Origin of the sequence: Leptotrichia sp. oral taxon 218, from assembly GCF_018128225.1 — a bacterium.
Taxonomy (GTDB): Bacteria; Fusobacteriota; Fusobacteriia; order Fusobacteriales; family Leptotrichiaceae; genus Leptotrichia.
In genome coordinates this window covers 250579-272521 of sequence record NZ_CP072377.1, presented here as the reverse complement: position 1 = coordinate 272521, position 21943 = coordinate 250579, and the positions used below count along the sequence as shown (strand labels likewise).

The following is a 21943-nucleotide window of genomic DNA, read 5'->3' as shown; positions in this document are numbered from 1 at the left end:
AAAAATAATAATAAATAAAAAATTTTATAAAATTATTAAATAAAATAAAAAAGTATTACGAGGTGAAAAAATTGAACGAAAAAAAAGAGAAAATTTTAATTGTTGACTTCGGGTCGCAATATACTCAATTAATTGCAAGAAGAATTAGAGAAATGGAAGTTTACTGTGAAATCTTTCCATTAATTGATGTAGAAAAAATCAAAAATGGAACTGAACCTGTAAAAGGAATTATTCTTTCGGGAGGACCTGCTTCAGTTTATGAGGAAGACGCTCCAACAGTTGATAAAGCTATTTTTGATTTAGGATTACCTATTTTAGGAATCTGTTATGGAATGCAATTAATTACTCACTTAAATGGTGGAAAAGTTGAAAAAGCTGATTCGAGAGAATTTGGAAAAGCTATTTTAGAAGTTATAAACGGAGAAAATCCTTTATTTAAAGAAATTAAGAAAACTTCTAGCATCTGGATGAGTCACAACGATCACATCACTGAATTGCCTGAAGGATTTGAAATAATTGCACAAACTGACTCTTCAATCGCTGCAATTACAAATAACAATGGAATTTATGCATTGCAATTCCACCCAGAAGTAGTTCATTCTGAATGCGGAACTGAAATTATTGCTAACTTTGTTTTCAATATTTGTAAATGTGAAAGAAACTGGAAAATTACAAGTTTTATTGAAGAAAAAACAAAAGCAATTAAAGAAATTGTTGGAGATGAACATGTTTTACTTGCATTATCAGGTGGTGTAGATTCTTCAGTTGCAGCTGTTTTGATTAACAATGCGATTGGAAGACAATTGACTTGTATGTTTGTAGATACTGGACTTCTTAGAAAAGATGAAGGTAAAAAAGTTTTAGAATATTACAAAGAACATTTTAATTTAAATATTGTTTTTGTTGATGCGAAAGATAGATTTTTAAATAAATTAAAAGGTGTAGATGAGCCAGAAGCTAAAAGAAAAATCATTGGACATGAATTTATCGAAGTTTTCAATGAAGAAATTAGAAAATTAAAAGGTCAAGAAGGTGCAAAATTCTTAGCACAAGGTACAATTTACCCTGATGTTATCGAATCTCAATCAATAAAAGGTCCTTCTCATACAATAAAATCTCACCACAATGTTGGTGGACTTCCAGAAGATTTAAAATTTGAATTGTTGGAACCATTAAAAGAATTGTTTAAAGATGAAGTTAGAAAAGTGGGACATGAATTGGGATTGCCTGACACAATTATTAATAGACATCCATTCCCAGGACCAGGACTTGGAATTAGAGTAATTGGAGAAGTTACACCTGAAAAAGTAAGAATTTTACAAGAAGCTGACGACATTTTCATTAATGCTTTGATGGAAGAAGGATTATATGGAAAAGTGGATCAAGCATTCGTTACTTTATTACCTGTTAAAACTGTAGGAGTTATGGGTGACCAAAGAACTTACGAATATGTAGCAGCTATCCGTTCTGTAAACACAATTGATTTCATGACTGCAACTTGGTCTAAATTACCTTACGAATTTTTAGGAGATGTTGCAAATAAAATCATCAATAATGTAAATGGAATAAACAGAATTGTTTATGATATTTCTTCTAAACCTGCAGCTACAATTGAGTGGGAATAATTTTAATAATTTAAAAATTTTGAATTTACACAAAATTCTGAATACTCTCAATTTCAATAAAAAAAACATAATTATTAAACTTTTTGAAATTTTCATTTAGTTTTCTAATTATGTTATTTTTTTATAAATACATCATTTTAATATTATTTTATTTAAACATTTCCTCATATTCCTTTGATTTCCAATCATTTCCTTTTTTTTCAAAAGTAATATCTTTTTTAGTAATTTCATAAGATGGATTTTCTTTAAATTCTTTTTTCATTGAATCTATCATATACATCAAAAATTCTGCAGCCATTTCCTTTTCATTCATATTTTTTAACTTATCAGAATTATATTTCTCTGCCAAATTTTTTTCAATTTCCTCTTCACTTAAATCGTCCAATTTATCAAATGAAGGTATTTTTATTTCACATTTTACAATTGCTTTTAAATTTGATAAATACTTTATACTTTTTACTTCTATTTTAGTATTTTCAGCCATAAGATCAAACATCTGTGAATAAGCTTCTAAGAAAGTTTTATAAAGATAAATATCTTCTGATTTATTATTTTTTGATTTTTCATAGTATTTTCTGCTTCTGAAAATGTTGATAAGTACTCTTTAAAACCTCTATTTATATAATCCTTTATCTTTTCTTCAATCTTTTTATTTTCTATCTCAATCTGTTCTGCAGACAATGTAACATTTTTCCCCTTCGTCACTTCATAACCTTGTCCAAAAATTTGTAACGAAAATGTAAACAATACGATTAATAATAATTTTTTCATCTAAAATTCTCCTTATTTTCTTACTTTATCAAAATTTTTATATTTTTATTCTTTAATCCCTCTTCTAAACTCATGCGAAAATGTCTTATCATAAAGTTTAGATTTAGAATATTCATCCCCCATAAAGTTTCCAACTAAAATTTGTGCAGTTTTCGTAATTTTTTCATCTTTCACTTTTTGAGCAATGTTTTCCAATGTTCCCATAATGATTTTTTGATCATCCCAAGTGGCTCTTTGGACAATTGCAATTGGCGTTGTTTTATCATAATGTTTTAATAATCTTTTTACAACTTCATCAATCATTTGCACAGATAGGAATATTGCCATCGAACATTTATGTGAAGCAAGGCTTTCAAGACTTTCTGCTTCAGGAACAGATGTTCTTCCTTCCAGTCTTGTACAAATTATTGTCTGACTCACATCTGGCAAAGTAAATTCTTTTTTTATTGCAGCAGCAGCAGCCACAAATGAACTTACTCCTGGAATTACTTCATACTCAATCCCATATTCATCCAGAATATCCATTTGTTCCCTTATTGCACCATAAATGCTCGGATCCCCAGTATGAACCCTTGCTACCAGCTTCCCTTTTTTCTGTGCCTTTATCGTAACTTCCATCACTTCGTCCAAGTTCATTGAAGCAGAATTATAAACTTCCGCTCCTTCTTTATGACATTCAATAACTTCTCTAGGCACAAGCGAACCCGCATAAATTATTACATCTGCTTCCTTTACAATTCTTTGTCCTTTTACTGTTATTAATTCAGGATCTCCAGGCCCTGCTCCTATAAAATATACTTTTTTCATAAAATTACCTCATTCTTTTTTATATTTTTTATTTTTATAATATTTCATTTATTTGAAAACTTACTGATATTTCTGTATTCAAATATATTTTTTCATTTTTCTTAAAAAACGCTTCCCAGACTTTCCCATTTTCAAGATAAACGGATATTTTATCAAGTTTTTCAACTTCTTCAACATTTATTTTTTCTATTTTTTTGTTTTTCATTCCAAAAATCTTTTCAAATTTTCCTGAAATGTCGTTATTAATTATCTCGTTATCCACAAAATAAATTTCATTAACCAATTTTTTCTGATAATCTTCAAAACTATTGCAAAATTCTCTAAACTGACTATTACATGCCCATTCACACAAAATATCCTTTATTGTCAATTTCTTAATTTTATTAATTTCTTCCTTGTTCTCTAAAATTTTTTTTATATCATTCTCCAAAAATTCCAACGGTGAATATCCATATACTTTCTCATCACAAAAATTATACTTCGGAATAAAATAAATTTTATCTTTCCATTTTTTCAAATAAATTTTAAAAAATTTGTAATATTCTATGTTTCCATAATTTAAATAAAATATATAATTTCCATTTTCATATTTTGGCAAATCAAAACTTTCACCATAATGAATTTCTTTCCCGTCTTTTAAAACTTGAATGTATTCTTCATACCAATCCTTATCATCATAAATTTTTCTTTTTATTTCTAACATTTTTTCTCTTTTTCCGTTATTTGTTTTTCATCAAATTATAAATTATTATTCTCTCATAAAATGCTCTTTCTTTATCATCGAATATACTCAAAATCTCACAATAATGAGACCAGTTTAATTTGCCAGACAGTGTCTGGCAAATTGGATACTTTAAATAAAATTGCCTCATATTTTGTAAATTAGATCTCGAAAAGCCTTTTTCATACTCTTTTGTCAATTTTTTTACAATTCTTTTAAAAGTTTTTTCTCATACTACTCTCAATTCCTTTTTCAATTTTTCTCATTTTTATCCCCCATTTATATTAATTTCAAAAATAACTTATCAAATATTTTTTACTAATAACTAATTTTTTGTTCAACATTCGGATTTTGAACGGCTTTCTTATACAGTTCTTTTAATTCTTCAAAATGATTTCCATTTTTTTCTCTATATTCTTTTTCCTTTTCTGTCAATTCCCTATTATATGGATTATCTCCCAAACTACTGTGAAGTGCAACTCCAAATTGGGTTATAATATCAAATTTCATAATTTCTTGCGACAAACTCTTATCTGTATAAAATTTATAACCGTCGTAATTTGAACCTCTTCCCGCATCATAATAAGTATTGTTATTATATTTTATCTTTACAATATTTTTTATTTCTTTTTTTGTTTTTCTTTCATAAATAGTCGCTCTATCGTTTTCCACCAATTCAGCAATATAATTACGAACATAATCCAATTTTTTATCTTTATCCGAAATACTATCTTTTATATTTTTTTCTTTTTTATCTCTATTCTTATTATACAATTCCAACAAATCACTTTTTCTTACTACAATATCAAAATTTTCAGTTTTGTAAGTCACCAAATCTTTTTTATCACTTGGCAATATATAATCTAATTTAATTTCTTTGACAAAATCTTGACTCAATTCTACATATCTTTTCTTTTTTGTATCGTAAGTTCCTTTTACAATCGTTTCTGCCATTCCTTGAATTGCCACTATAAATGACAAAATAAATAAAATTTTTTTCATAATAATTCCATTCTCCTTAATACTTAAATTTAATTTTTAAAACCCTGATTTTTTCAATATCATCGTCGAAAAATAAGGAACTTCCTCTACACTCTCAATATCCCAATAAACAACTTCATTATCTTTCCCGCAATCTGAAACAATTACAGCATTTTCTTTATTTCCTGTTTCAATTATCGCCTTTTTAATTTTCTCAAAATTTCTGCTTATTTTCATTAAAACTAAATTATCATTATTTTCAATTTCCTTGTAAATATCAGTTTTTCGATTGACAGATACCACTTTCAAATCTTCATCGCCAATCATCAAAGGCACATTCAATCTAGCTGCAATGCTATTAAACGAAGTTATTCCAGCAATCGTCTCTACTTCTACATCATCTGCAATATGCTCCAAAACATAAGTATATGTGCTATAAGTCATCGGATCTCCAATTGTCAAAAATGCCACATTCTTCCCCTTTTCCAATTCAGCACTTACTTTATCAGCATTATTTTTTCTAAAAACTTTTCTCGCTTCCACATCTTTTATCATCGGAAACTCTAAAAACATTTGCTCTACACCAGCTTTCAAATACTCTCTTACAATATTAAAAGCCGTGCTTCCTTCCCCACTTTTTGCCTCAGGCAATACAATTACATCCACCTCATGCAATTTTTTTGTTGCTTTAACCGTTATATTTTCTGGATCTCCTACTCCTACTCCAATACCATAAAATTTACCTTTTTTCATATTTCACTTTCCTTTCTTTTTATTCTCCTACTTATTTTAATAAAAAATTTACTCTTTATTTTTTATTTAACTTCTTTATTTTCAAACTTTTTCTATGCAACACTCAAAATACTTTTTAAATTTCAACTATTTTCCCAACTTTTCCTCAATAAATTCCTTTAATACAGGAATATGGCTCAACTCTGGAGTTTTACTCGCATAAACCATTGTCACATTTCCATTTTTCAACTCTTCCACTATTATCCCCTCAAATTCCTTAAAATCCGAATTTTCTTCCAATTCTTTTCTATATTTTTCAGAAAAATTTTCAAAATCAATAATTCCTTTATGATAATTTTGTCTCAATTCCTTCGATGGTGTAATAATTTTTGCCCAATAATCAATTTTTGCATCTTCCTTTTTTAACCCTCGAGGCCATAATTTATCGACTAATATTCTAAAACCATCTGCTTCTCCAATTTTTTCATAAGCTCTTTTCCATTTAATTTCAAATTTCATAGCTCCCTCCTTTTCTAAAATCAAAAATCTTATCAAGATCACAACTATTTGTCAATCACTTTTCATAAAATTACTTTAACTATTATACCATATTTGTTATACAAATATTTCGATAATACAACAATTTTTAATTATTTTTCCACTAAAAAAATATTTTCTGAAATTTTCTTTTTCATAATTCCACCAAATTGATTTTTGTAAAGTTCAAGATATTCTGAAAATTCGCAAGAACAATTGTATACTAAAATTTCCATCTCAATTCCAAATAAGTCAACATTGAAAGGAAATGGCGAAAATCCATTTTTCAAATAAAATTTCTTTCGACTTTGACGCTCTTCGTAATTTTCAGCATTTTCATCCTCAGCATTTTCAATCTCAAGAAAAAAACGATAATTTTTGTAATATTCCTTCAAAAAAGATAGCGTTTTAGAGCCGTATCCATAGCTTCTAGCTTCTTCAGTTATCGCCAAATAATCTAGTAAAACCAAGTCCTCATGTTTCAATGCAATTGCTAAACCTTTAAACTCATACGAATCTCTATTTTTCTCATCAGTTTTTTTCTTCTCGATTGAAAAGACCTCAAAATTCCCTCTCAATACTCCGATTAATATTAATCCAAATGGCTTTTTTTCCTCTTTTGGAAACGAATTTTGATATAATTTGTAAATATTTCTAATTTGTTTTATTGATTTTATTTTTCTTAATTCCAATTTAAACCTCTCCTTTTGCTAAAAACTAAAATTTACTTTTTCTTAATTAACAAAAAAAGAGAAAACCTGTTGCACTATATCATGCAATCTTACTCAAAAGGTGGTTTTCTCTTTGTTATAAAGTTATTAACTAAATAATTAATTTATAATTTCTCCGCTTTTTTCAGATTTAACTTCAAAATTATAGTATGTGTCAACTGTATCAAGCATATAACCGTCTACACCCATATCATCTAATCGTTTTTGATAATCTTTTACGATTTTTCTCCATTCAGGACTCCAATATTTTACAATGTAATCGTCTGCCCAATTTGGATTTTCTCCCACAATCCAACTAGGTCTTGTAGCTTTATTTTTCCATTCAGGCTTCCAGAAATCTCTGTATCCTCCAGCTTCTCCAATACTAAAATATGCTATCACTATTCTCTTAGCTCCATTTTTCTTTCTCTTCAATGATTCTATTTGTTCTTTTGTCATATATTTTCCACTATGTGAAGGCTCGATTAACAACAAATCATAATCAGTATTTTTCAAATAATTATAAAAATCATCAACATCTCTAAATTCTTTTGGATTTAATAACACCAAGAAATTTTTTACATCATTCAAAGAATTTATATTCTTTGAATTAAAATTTTGTATTGGCATATACGCTTTTTCAGCTCCAAATGATGGTAACAATTCATTTATAATATTTGTTTGAGTCGATTTTACCAACAAATCTTCTCTCAATTTATTCCCTACTCCATAATTTATCGCAAAAATTGGTTTCCCTGCTTTTCTAATTGGATTTAAAATACTCAAAAGAAACTCATTTGACTCCTTTTTAGTCGGATGCGACAATTTTAGACCTTCTCCATAATAAAGTGATTCTTGTGTAGTTCCGTTCGTAACATTAAAAAAATCCTTATCTATTTGATTATTACGATAATACAATAAATTCCCATTTTGCGTGATTAAGTATTTATTTTTTGTTGTATTTGAACGCACTTCACGAATTAAATCTCTCATTCTGTCACGATAAATTTCACTTCCTGAAACATATTTTTTTGTATTTTCAACTTTTGAATTCTTATTGTCTTTTACATTTGTATTTGAGAAGCAATAACAAAAAATAAATAATGACAATATTAATAGTACTTTTTTCATATTCACCTCTTTTTTAATTAGATATATTTTAATATAAATATTTTTGTCTTTGTTTAGTTTATCCTATTATTTTAGTTTTTTTCTTTTAACTTGTGGATTGTTTGTAAGAAATATAGCGAAATTAGGATTTAAAAAGTTAAATATAATTGAAAATATATATTAATATGATAAACTTTATAAAATATTTTAAATAAAAAAAATAAGAAAGAAGGGATAAAAATGAAAAAATTATTGATTATTATTTCATTATTTATGACATGTATTTTCGGATTCGCAAATGCAAAACCTCTTGATGTTGATGTAACAGAAGGTGCAAAATTACCAAATTTTGAATTAAGAGATTTTCATGGGAAATATACTAAAAGTAAAAAATTATTTGGAGATGGAAAACCAACACTTTTAATTTTTGCGGCTGAATGGTGTCCTTATTGTCAACGTGAATTAGCTGATGTACAAAAATTTTACGAAGAAAATAAAGATAATATAAATGTTGTAGTTGTATTCACAAGAAGAAAAACAAACTTATCAGCAACTAAAAAATATGTAGAAGATAGTAAATTTACTTTCCCTGTGTATTACGACGCTACAAATACTCTTATGACAGCCTTCAAAGTAAAAACTGTTCCATACAACTTGATTATCCAAAATTCAAGAATCCAAAAAGATTTGGGTGGATCAAAAAATTATGAAGAGTTGAAAGAAGCATTTTATTTGAATTATTAATTTAGAAATATTTTATATTTTAGACATCAACTATTGAAGGCTCTTTTGCAGGAGGAGTAGGATATGCTTTTGATAGAGGAGCTTTCAAATTAGGATGGTAATCGAAATTTTTAAGGAGGTAAAATTTATGAATAAGAAATATCAAAATATGATAGTTATAATGGCTTCAATATCGTCAGCCATAATTGGTGGTAGAATAATTGATGAATATGGATGGGTTATAGGTTTAATAACAGCTGCAATTACAGGTGCTGTTGTTGTATTGCTTGGAAAAATTATATTAAAGTTTCTTAAAATTAATAGATAGATTAAATAAATACGTATTTATTATAAAATTATAGTCATTAACCTAATTCCAATAAAACTTTTATTTGAATAGAGAGTTTCTAGTTTTTAGGAACTCTTTATTTTTAAAGAAAGAGAGATGGAAAAAGATTTTTTCGATATTTAAAAGATATTGCTATGTTTTACAGAAGGACGAGAACGATTGTGGACCTGCCTGTATATTAACAATAGCTAAGCAATATAATTCAAATTTTTCAATTGCCAAGTTACGGAAAATATCAGGAACAGATAGAAACGGAACTAATCTTGCGGTAATGATAAAAGGGCTTGATTATTTGGGATTTGATTCAAAGGTAGTGAAAGTTGAGGATAAAAAAATTGATAATAGTGTGTCTTTTCCTATAATAGCACATATTCAAACCACAAATAATTTTTTACACTATGTGGTTGTTCATGATTTATATTTATTTTGAAGGAAGAATTTAAAAACAGGATGATAAAACTACCATCCTGTACCATATATTATATTTTGAGTTTACACAAAATTCTAGACACTCTAGATAAAATTTATAAAATTCTCTATCTCTAACACCTAATAATGATAAACTCTGTCATCAATCTTTTCAAATTTCAAAACTTTCCCATCATTAGTAGTCAAAATCAAAAGATTATTATTAAATTCTATAGTTTTAGAATCTTGTAATAATTTTAAATATTCAAATTCAATTTTCATTAAATTTTCTGGTCCTGCCATTCTTGTAGAGCCAACTGGTCCGATTTTAATGCTGTTATTTTTTATTTCAAAACTTCCAAAATAGTTATTTACTCCTGAATTTCCGTTTACTTTGTTTTCGTCGAAAGAAATTGTTATTTCTCCATCTTTTTCTGGAAGTGTTGTTTGTCCCATTTCCAAAAGTTTCCATTTTGTATTTTTTAATTTTTCACTTAAATCTAATTTTTGGAATGTCCAAATTTCTCCATTTTTATTTCTCAAACTTAAAGTTGTATTGCTATAAGTTATTCTTGGAGAATTTTGCAATGTTTCTAAAAATCTTTGTTCGATTTTCATTAATTCTTCTGGACCTGCCATTAATGTTGTTGCTGCATTTGCAGTTAAAATTGAGTTATTTTTGATTTTGTAACCTCCAAAATAGCTGTTTACTCCTGAATTTCCGTTAATTTTGTTATCTGCAAAATTAATTGTGATATTTGCGTCTTGGGGAATTAATTGTTCTTTACCTCTTTTAGTAATTTGTAATAATTCCCATGAAGTTTCGTTTAAGTTAATAATTTTCTTTTTCGTTTTTGCACTTAAGGAAATGCAACTTAGTAAGAAAACTGTTAAAATTCCGAATAAAACAAATGTCTTTTTCATTTTTATTCCTCTTTTCTAAAATTTTTTATCTAAAATCTTAAAATTTATATTTCTAATATTTTCAAATTTCTCTAAATTTTATAATAGATTTTAATTTAAGATTTTATGATTTATTCTTTTTATCTTTTCATCATAATAGTATCACATTTTCATTAAACAAATATTAGAAATTTTTAAAAATTAAATTCTCAAAATTTATTTATAATCTTTTTTCCAAAATAAATATTGAAACGAAAACCAATGCAAATCCAATTAATTCAACAACAAAAAATCTTAATCCAAAAATTATTACTGATAATATTGCCGCAAGTACTGGCTCGAAGGCTGTCAATATCCCTGCAAGTGATGAGGAAATGTAGTTTAAACTTGCGATATAGATTAAATAGGCGATAGAAGTTCCTAAAATTACGACTATTGCTACTTGAATTATAGATTTTGTGTTTACATTTCCTTCTATTTTCCAAATTGGATGAACAATGTTTGAAACTATGCTTCCTATAATCATTCCCCAGCCAACTACTGTTATGCTTCCATATTTTTTCAACAGTTTTTTTGGATAAATTGAGTAAAAGGCGATCATAATTGCTGAAAAAAGTCCAATAAATAGCGCTTCTGGAGGGACAGACAAACTTGAAATTTTTCCTTTTGTCGCTATGAATACAACTCCTAAAACTGTCCTGAACCTCCCACGACTAAAGTCGCAGGGTTCTAAAATCTTTAAAAATATTTAAAAATTTTCTAAGAAGTTTAATAGTCCTATGCTATCCTTATTCTTTTAGGCGTGTCCAGTTCACCTCTATTGTATAGGACGCTTAAGTCCACAACTTTACTTTTTCTTAGAATATTTAATGCTCCATTACAGTCTGCATTTATGATTTTACCTGTGCTTGTTTGATATAGTCCTCTTTTTATTCTTTTTCCACTGAATATATATTCTTTTTGATTTTCTTTATCATATATTGGAATTTCATCTCCATCAAAGAAACTTGCTTTTGATGTATAACTCTCTTCTTGCAGCTTAAATTCTATTCCATATAGTTTACATAGGTATATTAATTTATCTCTTAATTTTCCATATGGTATATTTACAAAATTTTGATTATTTATACTCCCTATATTTGAATTTCTTTGAAAATCTTCATTATATCCCAGAACTATTTTTCCTATATCATTATTAAGACAATAATTTATTATTCTTCTTGCTGCTTTTGAAAGATAATCATTTATACGATTATTTCTCTTTCTAGCTATTTTCTTTTGTCTTAATGTTATATGCTCTATCTTTTGCTTATCTTTTATGCTTTGTAATTTTGCATTTATCTTATTATAGTATTGATTTATTGATTTTAATTTTCTACCGTCTATTATGAATGAAGCTCCAGCATTTGTAACACAAGCACAAAGATTATTTATACCTAAATCAATTCCTAGTGCATTGTTTTCATTTAATTCCCTTTGAACTTCTTCTACCTCATAAGTATATTGAATTTCAAAGTACCTAGAATGTTGTTTTGGTATTATTCTAATCTCTTTTATTTTCTTGTCTTTTAATACTGGTGGCAGCTTAATTTTAACTTCCTGATGAGTTTTCTTAAACAAATTTGAATAAGGAACTCTCAGAATATCATCTTTTAATCTTACAAAACCTATAACAAGAGTTGTAAATCCATCTTTAGCAAGATATTTAGGTAATTTTATTTTACCATTATATTGACCATTCTTAGCAAGTTTTAAAAGTCCAAAAAATGATTTAAAACTTCCGTCTACTTCTTTTAGAATTTGTTGAGCCATATTAGAATTTAATTTCTTATAATTTTCACTATTTTTAAGCATCTTATAGTTTTCATTATAACTTAAATACTTTTTATTTTTAAAATAGTATTGTCTAACATTGTATGTAGCCTGATTCTTTAAATTCTTAGCTATATGGCACAAATATTTTAAATTTCTAAACTCCTTTTTACTAAGATGTTTTACCTGTTGTTTTAAAGTTAAATACATAGATATCACCTCCTTTTCATCAGAGATATTATACTATATATCCTACATTTTATCTATTAAAAAGTAATATTTTTTAAATATTTTTAAAGTTTTTAAAACCCCGCAGCAGCGGGAAGCGTCGTTCACATAAGTACGCTACTACTTATGCAGTTCTCTCATGAACTTCTTGTTATCTCTAACAAGCACAGACTATATCTTATCCTTATCCTATTTCCAAGGACTTAGGCGAAACCACTTCCAATACCAATCGCTTGTATTGTACTCCCCTCACGAGGGATAGTCGTTGAACTTTCCTTTTCAGGTTTAGCTGCTGATTGTCTATTATCATAATGTTTAGGATTTAACCTTGCACCATCTAGTATATTTTTTCTGCTTTCGCTACCTTCACACTTATACCATATTTGAACGAAGGTATTATGTTGTGGTTATACTAGCTTTAAGAGTTCCCAGCAATTCAGTTTCTTTGTTGCACGGTTTTGCTCCGTGTCTACATACAAGTTTCCCTATATGCTTACTAAAATTTTCGTGCAATTCATCTCACAAATAAAGTCGCGAGTGTTCTTGTACTATTTAATAAAAAGTAAAATTAAAGTCGAAATTGCCGGAATTTTTTTATTTTTTACGGATTCATAAATAAATATGAAAAACGGTGCTGTAAATTGTAAAATTGTTGCAAATGAAACATTGCTTAGTTCGATTGTTCGAAAGTATGTGTATTGAACAAAGTACATTCCGGCCAGTCCGAATAGAATTATTCCAAGTGTGTCTCGCTTGTTTTTTAGTGGCTTTAAGACTGATTTTTTTTCAACGAAAATTACAATTAAAAATAGTAATATTCCTGAAATCAGAGTTCTTGTGGAAACTAGCCAATCTGATGAAAAATTGTATTTTTTAAAAAGGATTTCTCCTGAAATTCCTGAAATTGACCATAAACTTGAGGCTAAACTTGCCAGTATCATTCCATGTATTTTTTTCTTGATTTTGTATCCATTTTTCGCCACCTTCTTTTTCTGAAATTTTAACTTGCAACAACTTTTTCTCCACGCTCAGAGAGTTTGAAAACATCATTATCCACATAAATATATTTTTCCTTTTTTGCCTTTTCAATAACTTTATCTAAAAAGCTTTTATTCCAACGAAGATGGTTATCAATCGTTTCAGTTCCACATTCATCTTTTTCATGTTTAGTATTAGCATGATTAGACAAATGGATTAAAAGAATTCTAACTGAAAAAATCATTTTTTGGCTTCTTTTACGATTAATTGTAAAAATTAGACCTTTTTTAGGAGAAAAAATTAATGTTAAAAGAAAAATTACTCCTATTATTACTGCGATACTTCCCGCTATTGAAATATCAAAAAATCTTGCAAAATGAAATCCAATGATACTTGCTACAGCTCCCAGAACGAGGCTTAATCCTATCATTACTTTTAGCTTATCTGTTAATAAATACGCTGTAATTGGAGGACCAATCATAAATGCAACTACCAATATTGAACCTACTGCCTCAAATGAGGATACTGCTGTCATTGACACAAGCGACATTAGAATGTAATGAATTAATATTGGCTTCATTCCAAGAGTTATTGCAAGAGCTTTATCAAATACCGAAATTTTCAATTCCTTGAAAAAAATAACGACAAAAGATAAGTTTATTAAAAATATTACAAAAGTTGTAACTAGCCCTTTTGCAACACTAAAACCAAATATCTGTACCCGATTAAATGGTGCGAATGCCAGTTCTCCCAATAATACTGAATCAACATCCAAATGTACATTTCCAGCATATTTTGAAATTAAAATTACAGCTATACTGAATAACAATGGAAAAACCACTCCAATTGCAGAATCTTCCTTGACAAGTCTTGTCGAATTAAGAAGTTCCACAAGGTAAACGGTTAAAACTCCAACTATTCCCGCACCAACGATTAACAAGGGAGAATTTAAGTCATGAACTGCAAAAAATGCAACTACAATCCCAAGTAAGATAGTGTGCGTAATCGCATCTGAAACCATCGCCATACTTTTTAAAACCAGAAATGTCCCCAAAATAGAGCAGGCACTTGCAACCATTATTGCAATAAGCTGTATTTCCAATGAAAAACCCATAATTTATTTCCCCCTTTCCAAATTATTTATTTTTAAACTATTTAATTCTATTTTTTTATTTTTAAGTTTTTTTCTAAATTCTTTTTTTCTTTTCTGATTTCTTATAATTTTAAATACAATCCCTCTTTTGTTTGAGAAAAGAATGCTAACAACCACGATTATACTTATAACTATAACGATAACAGGTCCAGTTGGCAAATTACTTTCACTTATACTGATTAAAGTTCCAAGCAATCCTGATATTCCTCCAAAAAACGCCGCCAAAATTACCATAATCGAAAGTTTGTCTGTCCATTGCCGTGCTGCAACTGCTGGAGAAATAAGCATCGCACTTATTAAAATTACTCCTGCCGCTTGAATACCAATTATTACGGTTGTTACAATCAATATGGAAATTAATATTTCGATTTTCTTGCTTGGAAATCCCAATGTTTTGGCAAAATCAGAGTCAAATGAAACAATTTTAAATTCCTTCCAGAAAAGAATAATTATAATTAGAAGAATAATCCCTGTAATGAAGATAATATTTACATCTCTTTCAATAAATGTCGATGCTTGCCCAAAAATAAATTTATTTAATCCCGATTTATTTGCACCTGGCAATTTATTCAAATAAGAAAGTAAAACTAGCCCTAACCCAAAAAATACCGATAAAATCAATGCCAAAGCACTATCAAATTTTATTTTTGTATAATTTTGAATTAATTGAATCAAACCAATACATACAATTCCTGTTATTAAAGCACCTAGCAGCAAAACTTCTGTATTTTTCACGTTTGTAAATAAAAAAGCTAAGCAAACTCCAGGAAGTGAAGCATGAGAAACTGCATCTCCCAATAAACTTTGCTTTCGTAAAACGGCAAAACATCCAAGTATTCCAGAAACCATTCCAAGCAATAGACAGCCAAGTGCAACTGTTCTAAAAGTATGATCAGAAATAAGAAGATTTAATATATTCATTTTAATCCTCCTTTTCGATTTCAAGATGATTTTTATTATCTTGAGTTAATTTTTTACTTTTATATGTTTTTTCAATATTTTCAGGAGTAAAAATTTCCTCTACAGGGCCAGAAGCTATAACAGAAACATTTATAAACGTCACATAGTCAAAATAATCCTTTACCGTTTGTAAATCATGATGAACAACAATTACGGTCTTTTTCTCATCTCGCAATTTTTTTAAAATATTTACAATAGATTTTTCCGTTTTACTGTCGACACCTTGAAACGGCTCATCCATAAAATATATTTCAGCATCCTGCACTAATGCCCGTGCCAAAAACACTCTTTGCTGCTGCCCGCCAGATAACTGGCTTATCTGTCTATCTGAAAATTCATCCATTTCCACTTTGTGAATAGCTTCCTTCGTCTTTTCCTTATCAATTTTTCTAACTTTCTTTAACCACCCGACTTTTCCATAACGCCCCATTTCCACAACATCAAATACAGTAGTGGGAAAATCCCAGTCAACACTTCCTCTTTGTGGTACATAAGCTATCTTATCCCGCACTTTGCTATATTTTTCATTATAAAATCTTACTTCTCCAGTAACAGGCTTTAGTAAATCAAGCATTGCTTTAATTAAAGTAGATTTCCCAGCCCCATTTGGTCCCACTATAGCCATAAGGACTCCCTTTTTAATGTCAAGCTCAACATCCCACAAAACAGGCTTATCTTCATAAGCTACCGTTAAATCCTCAACCCTTATAATAATATCATCAGAAACATTTTGATTCATCTTTCCTCCTTCTCCTAAATTGTAAAACTGTTCTATTTCTGCAAATTTATTTTTTATTTAATGTCTCATTTTGTCTTAATTTTTAATAATCATTTTGTATTTTTATAAAATAAATTGTTATTAATAAATATTTTCCTTTAATTTTTTATGTTATTTTTTTAATTATTGCAAGGGTATCAATCGCCATACCCTTGCATCCCCGCTTGTCTAAGCATTTTTTGAAAATAAAAATTATGGTCTGAGAAAAGCGAGTTTAATTTTTATTTTAAAGCATTTACAATGGTATCGGCGTTTGCTTTAACTGTTTTAATATAAGTTTCAGAGTTATGTGCTTTATCTCCTAGCGAATCTGAATACAATTCTCCACCTATTTTAACTTCTTTTCCTCTAGCTTTTACAGCTTCCTGCAATGCTTCTATACTTTTTTTCGGAACAGAAGATTCTACAAATATTGCTTTTATATTTCTTTGCACAATGAAGTTGGCTAAGTCACTTATATTTTTTGTACCAGTTTCAGAATCTGTAGACACACCTTGTATTGCTTTTACTTCTAGTCCAAATTGTTCTCCAAAGTAGTTAAATGCATCGTGAGCTGTTACAAGAACTCTGCTTTTTCAGGAATTTCCTTAATTCTTGTTTTTACATAAGTTGTAAGTTCATTTAGTTCAGCTTTATATTTTTTTAGGTTTTCTTTGTAATATTCACTATTTTTAGGATCAAATTTACTTAATTCAGCTTCTACTGCCTCAGCTTCCTTTTCCCATAATTCTGTATTGAACCATACATGCGGATCAGGAGTATTTTGATCAACTAGATGAATTTTACTTTTATCCAGTTTGTCTCCAACATTTAATATATTTTTGTTTTGAGAAGTTAATTTTTCAAAAATTTCTGTCATTTTACCTTCCAAATGTAGTCCACCATAGACTATAATGTCAGCATTTCCAAGTTTTTCAATATCTCCTGCACTGGCACTGTATAAATGCGGATCTACTCCTTCTCCCATAAGTCCTGTAACTTCGACTTTATCTCCACCAATTGTCTTTACAAGGTCAGTAAGCATTGTCGTTGTCGTTGTAACTTTTATTTTTTTACCTGATGTAGCTCCACCTTTTCCACAAGATATTAGTAGCATCATTGCTACACATACTGCGATTACTAAGTTTAATTTTGTTAATACGTTGTTTTTACTCATTATCTGTCTCCTCCAAATCTTTATTTTTTTTATAAACCTCAATCATATCTGCTGCATTAAAAGCCACTATTTTTCCATTATTTTGCTCACTTTTCAAATATATCGGTCCATTAAACGGATCTTTTCTTTCTACAATATATTTTTCCTTTAAATTTATATCTAAATCCCTTAGATAATCATATAATTCTATATTATCTTCCACACTTAGTATAACAATTTCATCATCTTCCTCAGCTTCAGATAATTTTATAATATTTTCCTCATCTAAGTTTTCCAAATCATAGAAAATCGGGCTTCCGTGCGGACATTCCTTAGGATAAAACAGGAATTTTTCCAGCTTTTGAAGAAGTTTATTGCTAGTTACATGTTCCAGAATTTCCGCTTCCTTATGAACTTCTTCCTTTTTATACCCCAATTTTTCAAACAAAAATACTTCCCAAACCCTATGTTTACGTATAATGTCAAGTGCAAAACTGTTCCCTTTTTCAGTAAGTTTTACTGTTTTTTTGTCAATAGTTAAATAATCATCGTTTGCCAACTTTTTTATCATTTCACTGACTGAAGCTGGAGAGATATTTAAATATTCTGCAAGTTTTTTATTGGAATATTCCTTCTTTTTTTTCAAAGTATATATTCCCTTTAAATAGTCTTCTATACTTCTACTCATCTCAACTCCTTTCGGTTTTAGCTAAGCCTAATTTTAAAATTAGGAAGACCTAATAACAATAATATATTAACATTTTATACTTTGATTGTCAAGATATTTTTTTTACATGAATATTTTTAACATCAAAATAATAAAATTAAGATAAAATAAAAAATGCATCTAATAACATCAGATCTTTTATCTGACTATTATAAAATGCATTTTAAATCAAAAGTTATAATGATATTTTCCAAAAAAGCAAATAATAAATCAATTTTATACTAAAATCCTGAAATAAGAATAGGAAATAGTATAAAACTGTTGATTTCTCTCCACTTATATTCTATAACATTTTTTCAAATAATACTGTAACTTATGTTACAAAAAAACTCCCGTTTAAAAAATTTTTTTAAAACGGGAATTTATACGATAATTAATATATCAATTTTTATGGTTTCAAAATATTTGCTGAAAATTTATATGAATAATCTTCATTTTTCAAAAATTTTACTGTTCCTATAATATGTGAAATAATCCAGTAAATCCAAAGTCCAGTAATAATTGCCATTAAATATTTCAGCGTTTCAAAAATATTTTCCAAAATTATGAAATTTAACACTATCATTCCATTTTTTTATTGTCATATGAATTTTTATAATCTTACCAGCTTCCGCCTCCACCGCCGCCAAAGCCGCCACCTGAACTTCCGCCAAAACTTCTGCCAGAGCCAAATCTTTTATTTTTACTGGCAATTTTTCCCCATTTTACCCTTACGGCATCAAAAGTTTTTTGAACTTCATTAATGATTAAATTATTTGAGAAAAAATTTACATTTTGATTTTTATATTCCTCTTCTCCAAATTCTTTTATAAAACACTGTGAAACTCTTCGGTTTTGATGCAAAGCCACTGAATAAGGTAAAATAATATCATAAATTCTTCTTCTCTCAAATCTATCCATTTCCCAACTATTTTTAAAAATTTTATCTTCTATATATTTTTTTAACTCATCTATCCATTTTTTTATCGAAGAATTATTTTTAAAAATATAATTAAAAACTTCAAATAATCCCCAAAAATAAATAATTTCCAAAATATATAAAATATTTTTTGAAATATCGTTAAATAATAAAATTCCTATAAAAAAAATCGGTATTATTCTAAAATATGAAAGTTCGTCTAAAGAAATAAAATAACTTACAGCAAAAAATATAAAAAAGCCAATATATATGCTTAAATTTTCAAATGTTGTTGTAAAAAACAAAATACTTAAAATTATCACTCCTAAAAAAAATGGAAAATAATATTTTTTAGAATCTTTTTTTAAATTTCGATATTTTTTCTCCAACATTTTTTTCATTTCCAAACTTTTTTCATAAAATTTATCTTCTTTTTGATAATTATTTCTTATAGCTTCCAAAATAATCTTCTCTTCTTCTGGCAATTCATCTTTTCCACTGATAAAAATCATTTTCATTGTTTTTTCTTTAATTGAAATACATTTCTTTTTTAACAACGACAAGATGGCGACTTCTGTCAATTTTTCCAAATTATCATTTCCAGAAAGATAAGCGACTTCAACTGGAGATAATTCTTCGTCAAAATATTTTGTATTTTTTGCTTTCAAATAATAAACCCATACATAAATACTCAAAGCCATCAAAATTATAAATCCTATCACTAAAGAAATTCCTCTTAAAGCTAAATTTTTAAAATCATTTCTTTCTTTTTCAAAACTTCTTTGAGCTTCATTATTTATTTGATTTAAAATATTTTTATCAAATTTATTTTTATCCAAATGAATAATAAAACTAATTCCTTCATTTTCATTCAATCTTGTCAAATTTGAAATAAAAATTTTCCCACTTTCCATTCTTGCCTCAAAATTTTGATTCCGTTCCCCTTTTTTTCCAGTGTAAACTTCAAAATTAGAATTTTCACCATTTTCATACAAGTTTCCATTTTTCATTTTAATAACAATATTTGCTTTTTCAATTGGAACGCCCCACTCTTGACCAATTCCATTAAAGTATATTTCATATTGATTTCCATATTCTGTTATCGCTTTTTTCATTTTATAATCAATTTGATAATTGTAAATTCCATTTTCAAGCAAAACATCTTGTTTTCCTATTTTTATTATTTTATATTCCGCTTCCTGAACCTCTCACGACTGAAGTCGCGAGGTTCTTGGGTAGTAGTTGCTTCTGTTAGCCAACTAAATTTACCAAGCTATCCCCATAGTTCCTACGGTTCATATATTTATATATTTAAGCACTTTCTCTTAATATCCTTAGCCCTTCTTTTAGTATGTTTTTGGCTACATTTATATCTCTATTATGTACAGCTCCACAGAATGTACAAGTCCATTCTCTTACACTTAAATCTTTTACTTCTTCATTCTTATATCCACAATAATTACACATTTGACTACTTGCAAAAAATTTATCCACTCTTACTACTGTTCTTCCATACCACTTCGCTTTATATTCCAGTATTCTACTAAATTCACTCCATGATACGTCTACAATATTTCTTGCTAATTTATGATTTCTTACCATATTTTTTACTTGCAAGTCTTCCATACAGATAATGTCATATTTTCTTATCAGTTCTGTCGATAATTTCTGCAAAAAGTCTTTTCTTTGATTTGTTACTTTTTCATAACATTTCGCTACTTTTATTCTAGCCTTATTTCTATTTGAACTGCCCTTTGGTTTTCGTGACAGTTTTCTTTGGCATAAAGCTAGTTTTTTCAAAGATTTCTGTAAATATTTTGGATTCTCCATTAAGGTTTCATCACTGGTAATCGCAAAGTTCTTTATACCTAAATCTATTCCAACATTTTTATTTGTGCTCTCTAGTTTTTTTACTTCTACATCTGTACAACACAAAGATACATAATATTTTCCGCTAGGTGCTTGTGTTATTGTTGCATTTATTATTCTTCCTTGCGGCTTCATCTTATCTCCTATTTTTAGTTTTCCTAACTTAGGTACTTTTATCCATTTATCTAAAAACTCTATATTATTATTAGTATAATTAGTTCTGTATGATTTTCTATTATCTTTCTTAGATTTAAACTTTGGATAACCCTTTCCACTAAAAAAGTTCTTATAGGCTTTATCTAAATCTTTTAAAGAATTTTGTAAAGAAAATTTATCTACATCTTTTAACCATTCTTTATCTTTCTTTAAAACTGTTAATTCTTTACTACACTCATATATGACATAGACTTTTTCTCTGTATTATACAGCTTTTGTTTTAAACCTAAAAAATGATTATAGACATATCTAACACAACCAAAAGTACAATTTAACTTTTCTATTTGAGTTTTAGTTGGATAAAATCTGAACTTGTATGCTTTTTCCATTTGATTTCACCTCCATTTACTTATACATAAGTATACTATTTTTTATACTGTAAGTAAATGAAAAAGTAAAATTTTTCTAAATATATGAACCTAAAAACCGACTTAGTCGTTTTAGAGGTTGTCGTTCACATAAGTACGCTACCACCTATGCAGTTCTCTTATGAACTTCTTAATATTTCTATTAAGCACAGACTATATCTTATCCCACAGCTCTACCTGTTTGGGTCTACCCACTTCCACCAGCTTTGGTGTACTTCCCTCAGGAGGAATAGTCGTTGAACCTTACCTTTCGGTCTTGGCTGCTGATTGCCCATTATCTTAACACTTAGGATTTAACCTTATGTCATCTAGTATATTTTTTCTGCTTTCGCCACTTTCACATCTGTACTGTATTTATTTAGGTATTATGTTGTAGTTATACCAGCTTTAGGGGTTCCCAGCAATTCGAGTAGTATTGGATAGCTTTTTTTTAGTTGCTATCTC

General features: G+C 28.2%; 24 protein-coding genes and 3 pseudogenes. 4 read left to right on the top strand and 23 right to left on the bottom strand.

The features are described from left to right. The first annotated feature begins 62 nt into the window (after nt 1-62). On the top strand, nt 63-1625 hold the full coding sequence (gene guaA / locus J5A73_RS01415) for a glutamine-hydrolyzing GMP synthase (protein WP_371813407.1): 1563 nt from the start codon (nt 63-65) through the stop codon (nt 1623-1625). Nucleotides 1626-1773: 148 nt separating this feature from the next. On the opposite strand, the gene J5A73_RS01410 is transcribed toward guaA, so the two are convergent. The 10 genes and pseudogenes from J5A73_RS01410 to J5A73_RS01365 form a co-directional block, all read right to left on the bottom strand. Then, on the bottom strand, nt 1774-2109 hold the full coding sequence (locus tag J5A73_RS01410; RefSeq protein WP_211615975.1) for a hypothetical protein: 336 nt from the start codon (nt 2107-2109) through the stop codon (nt 1774-1776). Between the two features lie 26 nt (nt 2110-2135). Beyond that, nucleotides 2136-2396: a hypothetical protein gene (locus J5A73_RS01405; RefSeq protein WP_211615973.1), complete on the bottom strand. Its 261-nt coding sequence runs from the start codon at nt 2394-2396 to the stop codon at nt 2136-2138. Nucleotides 2397-2441: 45 nt separating this feature from the next. After that, nucleotides 2442-3203, bottom strand: coding sequence for a precorrin-4 C(11)-methyltransferase (gene cobM, locus J5A73_RS01400; protein WP_211615971.1), 762 nt, complete (start codon nt 3201-3203; stop codon nt 2442-2444). A 34-nt stretch (nt 3204-3237) separates the two neighbouring features. After that, a complete protein-coding gene (locus tag J5A73_RS01395; RefSeq protein ID WP_211615969.1) occupies nt 3238-3906 on the bottom strand; it encodes a hypothetical protein in 669 nt (222 codons plus the stop codon). Nucleotides 3907-3955: 49 nt separating this feature from the next. Then, nucleotides 3956-4129, bottom strand: a pseudogene (locus tag J5A73_RS01390) (DUF1016 N-terminal domain-containing protein); the annotation flags it as partial. 113 nt (nt 4130-4242) lie between these two features. Then, on the bottom strand, nt 4243-4926 hold the full coding sequence (locus J5A73_RS01385; protein ID WP_211615967.1) for a hypothetical protein: 684 nt from the start codon (nt 4924-4926) through the stop codon (nt 4243-4245). A 36-nt stretch (nt 4927-4962) separates the two neighbouring features. Next, on the bottom strand, nt 4963-5658 hold the full coding sequence (gene cobI / locus J5A73_RS01380; protein WP_211615965.1) for a precorrin-2 C(20)-methyltransferase: 696 nt from the start codon (nt 5656-5658) through the stop codon (nt 4963-4965). Nucleotides 5659-5784: 126 nt separating this feature from the next. Further along, complete coding sequence (locus J5A73_RS01375) at nt 5785-6156, bottom strand: DUF488 domain-containing protein (RefSeq protein ID WP_211615963.1); 372 nt, start codon at nt 6154-6156, stop codon at nt 5785-5787. Between the two features lie 131 nt (nt 6157-6287). Next, on the bottom strand, nt 6288-6866 hold the full coding sequence (locus J5A73_RS01370; protein WP_211615961.1) for a hypothetical protein: 579 nt from the start codon (nt 6864-6866) through the stop codon (nt 6288-6290). 138 nt (nt 6867-7004) lie between these two features. Beyond that, a complete protein-coding gene (locus tag J5A73_RS01365; RefSeq protein WP_211615959.1) occupies nt 7005-8015 on the bottom strand; it encodes an endo alpha-1,4 polygalactosaminidase in 1011 nt (336 codons plus the stop codon). Nucleotides 8016-8234: 219 nt separating this feature from the next. Between J5A73_RS01365 and J5A73_RS01360 the strand changes: the two genes are divergently transcribed. From J5A73_RS01360 to J5A73_RS01350, 3 genes are all read left to right on the top strand, one after another. After that, complete coding sequence (locus J5A73_RS01360) at nt 8235-8738, top strand: TlpA disulfide reductase family protein (RefSeq protein WP_211615957.1); 504 nt, start codon at nt 8235-8237, stop codon at nt 8736-8738. 94 nt (nt 8739-8832) lie between these two features. Then, entirely contained in the window at nt 8833-9045 is a 213-nt protein-coding gene (locus J5A73_RS01355; protein WP_249069328.1) for a glycerol transporter, read from the top strand. A gap of 64 nt (nt 9046-9109) precedes the next feature. Next, the gene (locus tag J5A73_RS01350; RefSeq protein ID WP_211615955.1) at nt 9110-9496 is read left to right on the top strand and encodes a cysteine peptidase family C39 domain-containing protein; all 387 of its coding nucleotides are present in this window, start codon (nt 9110-9112) and stop codon (nt 9494-9496) included. A gap of 119 nt (nt 9497-9615) precedes the next feature. Here the strand turns inward: J5A73_RS01350 and J5A73_RS01345 are convergent, their stop codons facing one another. The 13 genes and pseudogenes from J5A73_RS01345 to tnpB form a co-directional block, all read right to left on the bottom strand. Then, on the bottom strand, nt 9616-10398 hold the full coding sequence (locus tag J5A73_RS01345; RefSeq protein WP_211615953.1) for an META domain-containing protein: 783 nt from the start codon (nt 10396-10398) through the stop codon (nt 9616-9618). Nucleotides 10399-10597: 199 nt separating this feature from the next. Continuing rightward, nucleotides 10598-11026, bottom strand: a complete 429-nt coding sequence (locus tag J5A73_RS01340; protein ID WP_249069327.1) for a DMT family transporter — start codon at nt 11024-11026, stop codon at nt 10598-10600. A 128-nt stretch (nt 11027-11154) separates the two neighbouring features. After that, nucleotides 11155-12399, bottom strand: a complete 1245-nt coding sequence (locus tag J5A73_RS01335; RefSeq protein ID WP_211615951.1) for an RNA-guided endonuclease TnpB family protein — start codon at nt 12397-12399, stop codon at nt 11155-11157. Between the two features lie 414 nt (nt 12400-12813). After that, a complete protein-coding gene (locus J5A73_RS01330) occupies nt 12814-12930 on the bottom strand; it encodes a MarR family transcriptional regulator (protein WP_080680096.1) in 117 nt (38 codons plus the stop codon). A 35-nt stretch (nt 12931-12965) separates the two neighbouring features. Then, entirely contained in the window at nt 12966-13400 is a 435-nt protein-coding gene (locus tag J5A73_RS01325) for a DMT family transporter (RefSeq protein WP_249069326.1), read from the bottom strand. 17 nt (nt 13401-13417) lie between these two features. After that, complete coding sequence (locus J5A73_RS01320; protein ID WP_211615949.1) at nt 13418-14509, bottom strand: metal ABC transporter permease; 1092 nt, start codon at nt 14507-14509, stop codon at nt 13418-13420. Nucleotides 14510-14512: 3 nt separating this feature from the next. Continuing rightward, nucleotides 14513-15469 carry a metal ABC transporter permease gene (locus J5A73_RS01315; RefSeq protein WP_094079226.1) on the bottom strand — a complete coding sequence of 319 codons (957 nt, stop codon included), beginning with the start codon at nt 15467-15469 and terminating at the stop codon, nt 14513-14515. A 1-nt stretch (nt 15470) separates the two neighbouring features. Further along, nucleotides 15471-16247 carry a metal ABC transporter ATP-binding protein gene (locus J5A73_RS01310; protein ID WP_211615947.1) on the bottom strand — a complete coding sequence of 259 codons (777 nt, stop codon included), beginning with the start codon at nt 16245-16247 and terminating at the stop codon, nt 15471-15473. 260 nt (nt 16248-16507) lie between these two features. Continuing rightward, nucleotides 16508-17442: pseudogene (locus tag J5A73_RS01305) on the bottom strand (metal ABC transporter solute-binding protein, Zn/Mn family). Next, nucleotides 17435-18109 (bottom strand): metal-dependent transcriptional regulator, encoded by a 675-nt coding sequence (locus J5A73_RS01300; protein WP_211615945.1) that lies wholly within the window; start codon nt 18107-18109, stop codon nt 17435-17437. Before J5A73_RS01300 ends, J5A73_RS01305 begins: the two are co-directional and overlap by 8 nt. 427 nt (nt 18110-18536) lie before the next feature. After that, on the bottom strand, nt 18537-18713 hold the full coding sequence (locus tag J5A73_RS01295) for a hypothetical protein (RefSeq protein WP_211615943.1): 177 nt from the start codon (nt 18711-18713) through the stop codon (nt 18537-18539). Nucleotides 18714-18748: 35 nt separating this feature from the next. Beyond that, entirely contained in the window at nt 18749-20227 is a 1479-nt protein-coding gene (locus J5A73_RS01290; RefSeq protein WP_256438652.1) for a DUF2207 domain-containing protein, read from the bottom strand. Nucleotides 20228-20357: 130 nt separating this feature from the next. Next, nucleotides 20358-21460, bottom strand: a pseudogene (tnpB, locus tag J5A73_RS01285) (IS200/IS605 family element RNA-guided endonuclease TnpB). Nucleotides 21461-21943: the final 483 nt, after the last annotated feature.

What these genes read in the sequence shown, in the direction of transcription:
- J5A73_RS01295 (WP_211615943.1), bottom strand. Translation starts at nt 18,713, where the DNA reads ATGATAGTGTTAAATTTCATAATTTTGGAAAATATTTTTGAAACGCTG.
- cobI (WP_211615965.1), bottom strand. Translation starts at nt 5,658, where the DNA reads ATGAAAAAAGGTAAATTTTATGGTATTGGAGTAGGAGTAGGAGATCCA.
- J5A73_RS01355 (WP_249069328.1), top strand. Translation starts at nt 8,833, where the DNA reads ATGGTAATCGAAATTTTTAAGGAGGTAAAATTTATGAATAAGAAATAT.
- J5A73_RS01375 (WP_211615963.1), bottom strand. Translation starts at nt 6,156, where the DNA reads ATGAAATTTGAAATTAAATGGAAAAGAGCTTATGAAAAAATTGGAGAA.
- J5A73_RS01320 (WP_211615949.1), bottom strand. Translation starts at nt 14,509, where the DNA reads ATGGGTTTTTCATTGGAAATACAGCTTATTGCAATAATGGTTGCAAGT.
- J5A73_RS01405 (WP_211615973.1), bottom strand. Translation starts at nt 2,396, where the DNA reads ATGAAAAAATTATTATTAATCGTATTGTTTACATTTTCGTTACAAATT.
- J5A73_RS01310 (WP_211615947.1), bottom strand. Translation starts at nt 16,247, where the DNA reads ATGAATCAAAATGTTTCTGATGATATTATTATAAGGGTTGAGGATTTA.
- J5A73_RS01385 (WP_211615967.1), bottom strand. Translation starts at nt 4,926, where the DNA reads ATGAAAAAAATTTTATTTATTTTGTCATTTATAGTGGCAATTCAAGGA.
- J5A73_RS01395 (WP_211615969.1), bottom strand. Translation starts at nt 3,906, where the DNA reads ATGTTAGAAATAAAAAGAAAAATTTATGATGATAAGGATTGGTATGAA.
- J5A73_RS01300 (WP_211615945.1), bottom strand. Translation starts at nt 18,109, where the DNA reads ATGAGTAGAAGTATAGAAGACTATTTAAAGGGAATATATACTTTGAAA.
- J5A73_RS01410 (WP_211615975.1), bottom strand. Translation starts at nt 2,109, where the DNA reads ATGGCTGAAAATACTAAAATAGAAGTAAAAAGTATAAAGTATTTATCA.
- J5A73_RS01365 (WP_211615959.1), bottom strand. Translation starts at nt 8,015, where the DNA reads ATGAAAAAAGTACTATTAATATTGTCATTATTTATTTTTTGTTATTGC.
- J5A73_RS01335 (WP_211615951.1), bottom strand. Translation starts at nt 12,399, where the DNA reads ATGTATTTAACTTTAAAACAACAGGTAAAACATCTTAGTAAAAAGGAG.
- J5A73_RS01345 (WP_211615953.1), bottom strand. Translation starts at nt 10,398, where the DNA reads ATGAAAAAGACATTTGTTTTATTCGGAATTTTAACAGTTTTCTTACTA.
- J5A73_RS01315 (WP_094079226.1), bottom strand. Translation starts at nt 15,469, where the DNA reads ATGAATATATTAAATCTTCTTATTTCTGATCATACTTTTAGAACAGTT.
- J5A73_RS01360 (WP_211615957.1), top strand. Translation starts at nt 8,235, where the DNA reads ATGAAAAAATTATTGATTATTATTTCATTATTTATGACATGTATTTTC.
- cobM (WP_211615971.1), bottom strand. Translation starts at nt 3,203, where the DNA reads ATGAAAAAAGTATATTTTATAGGAGCAGGGCCTGGAGATCCTGAATTA.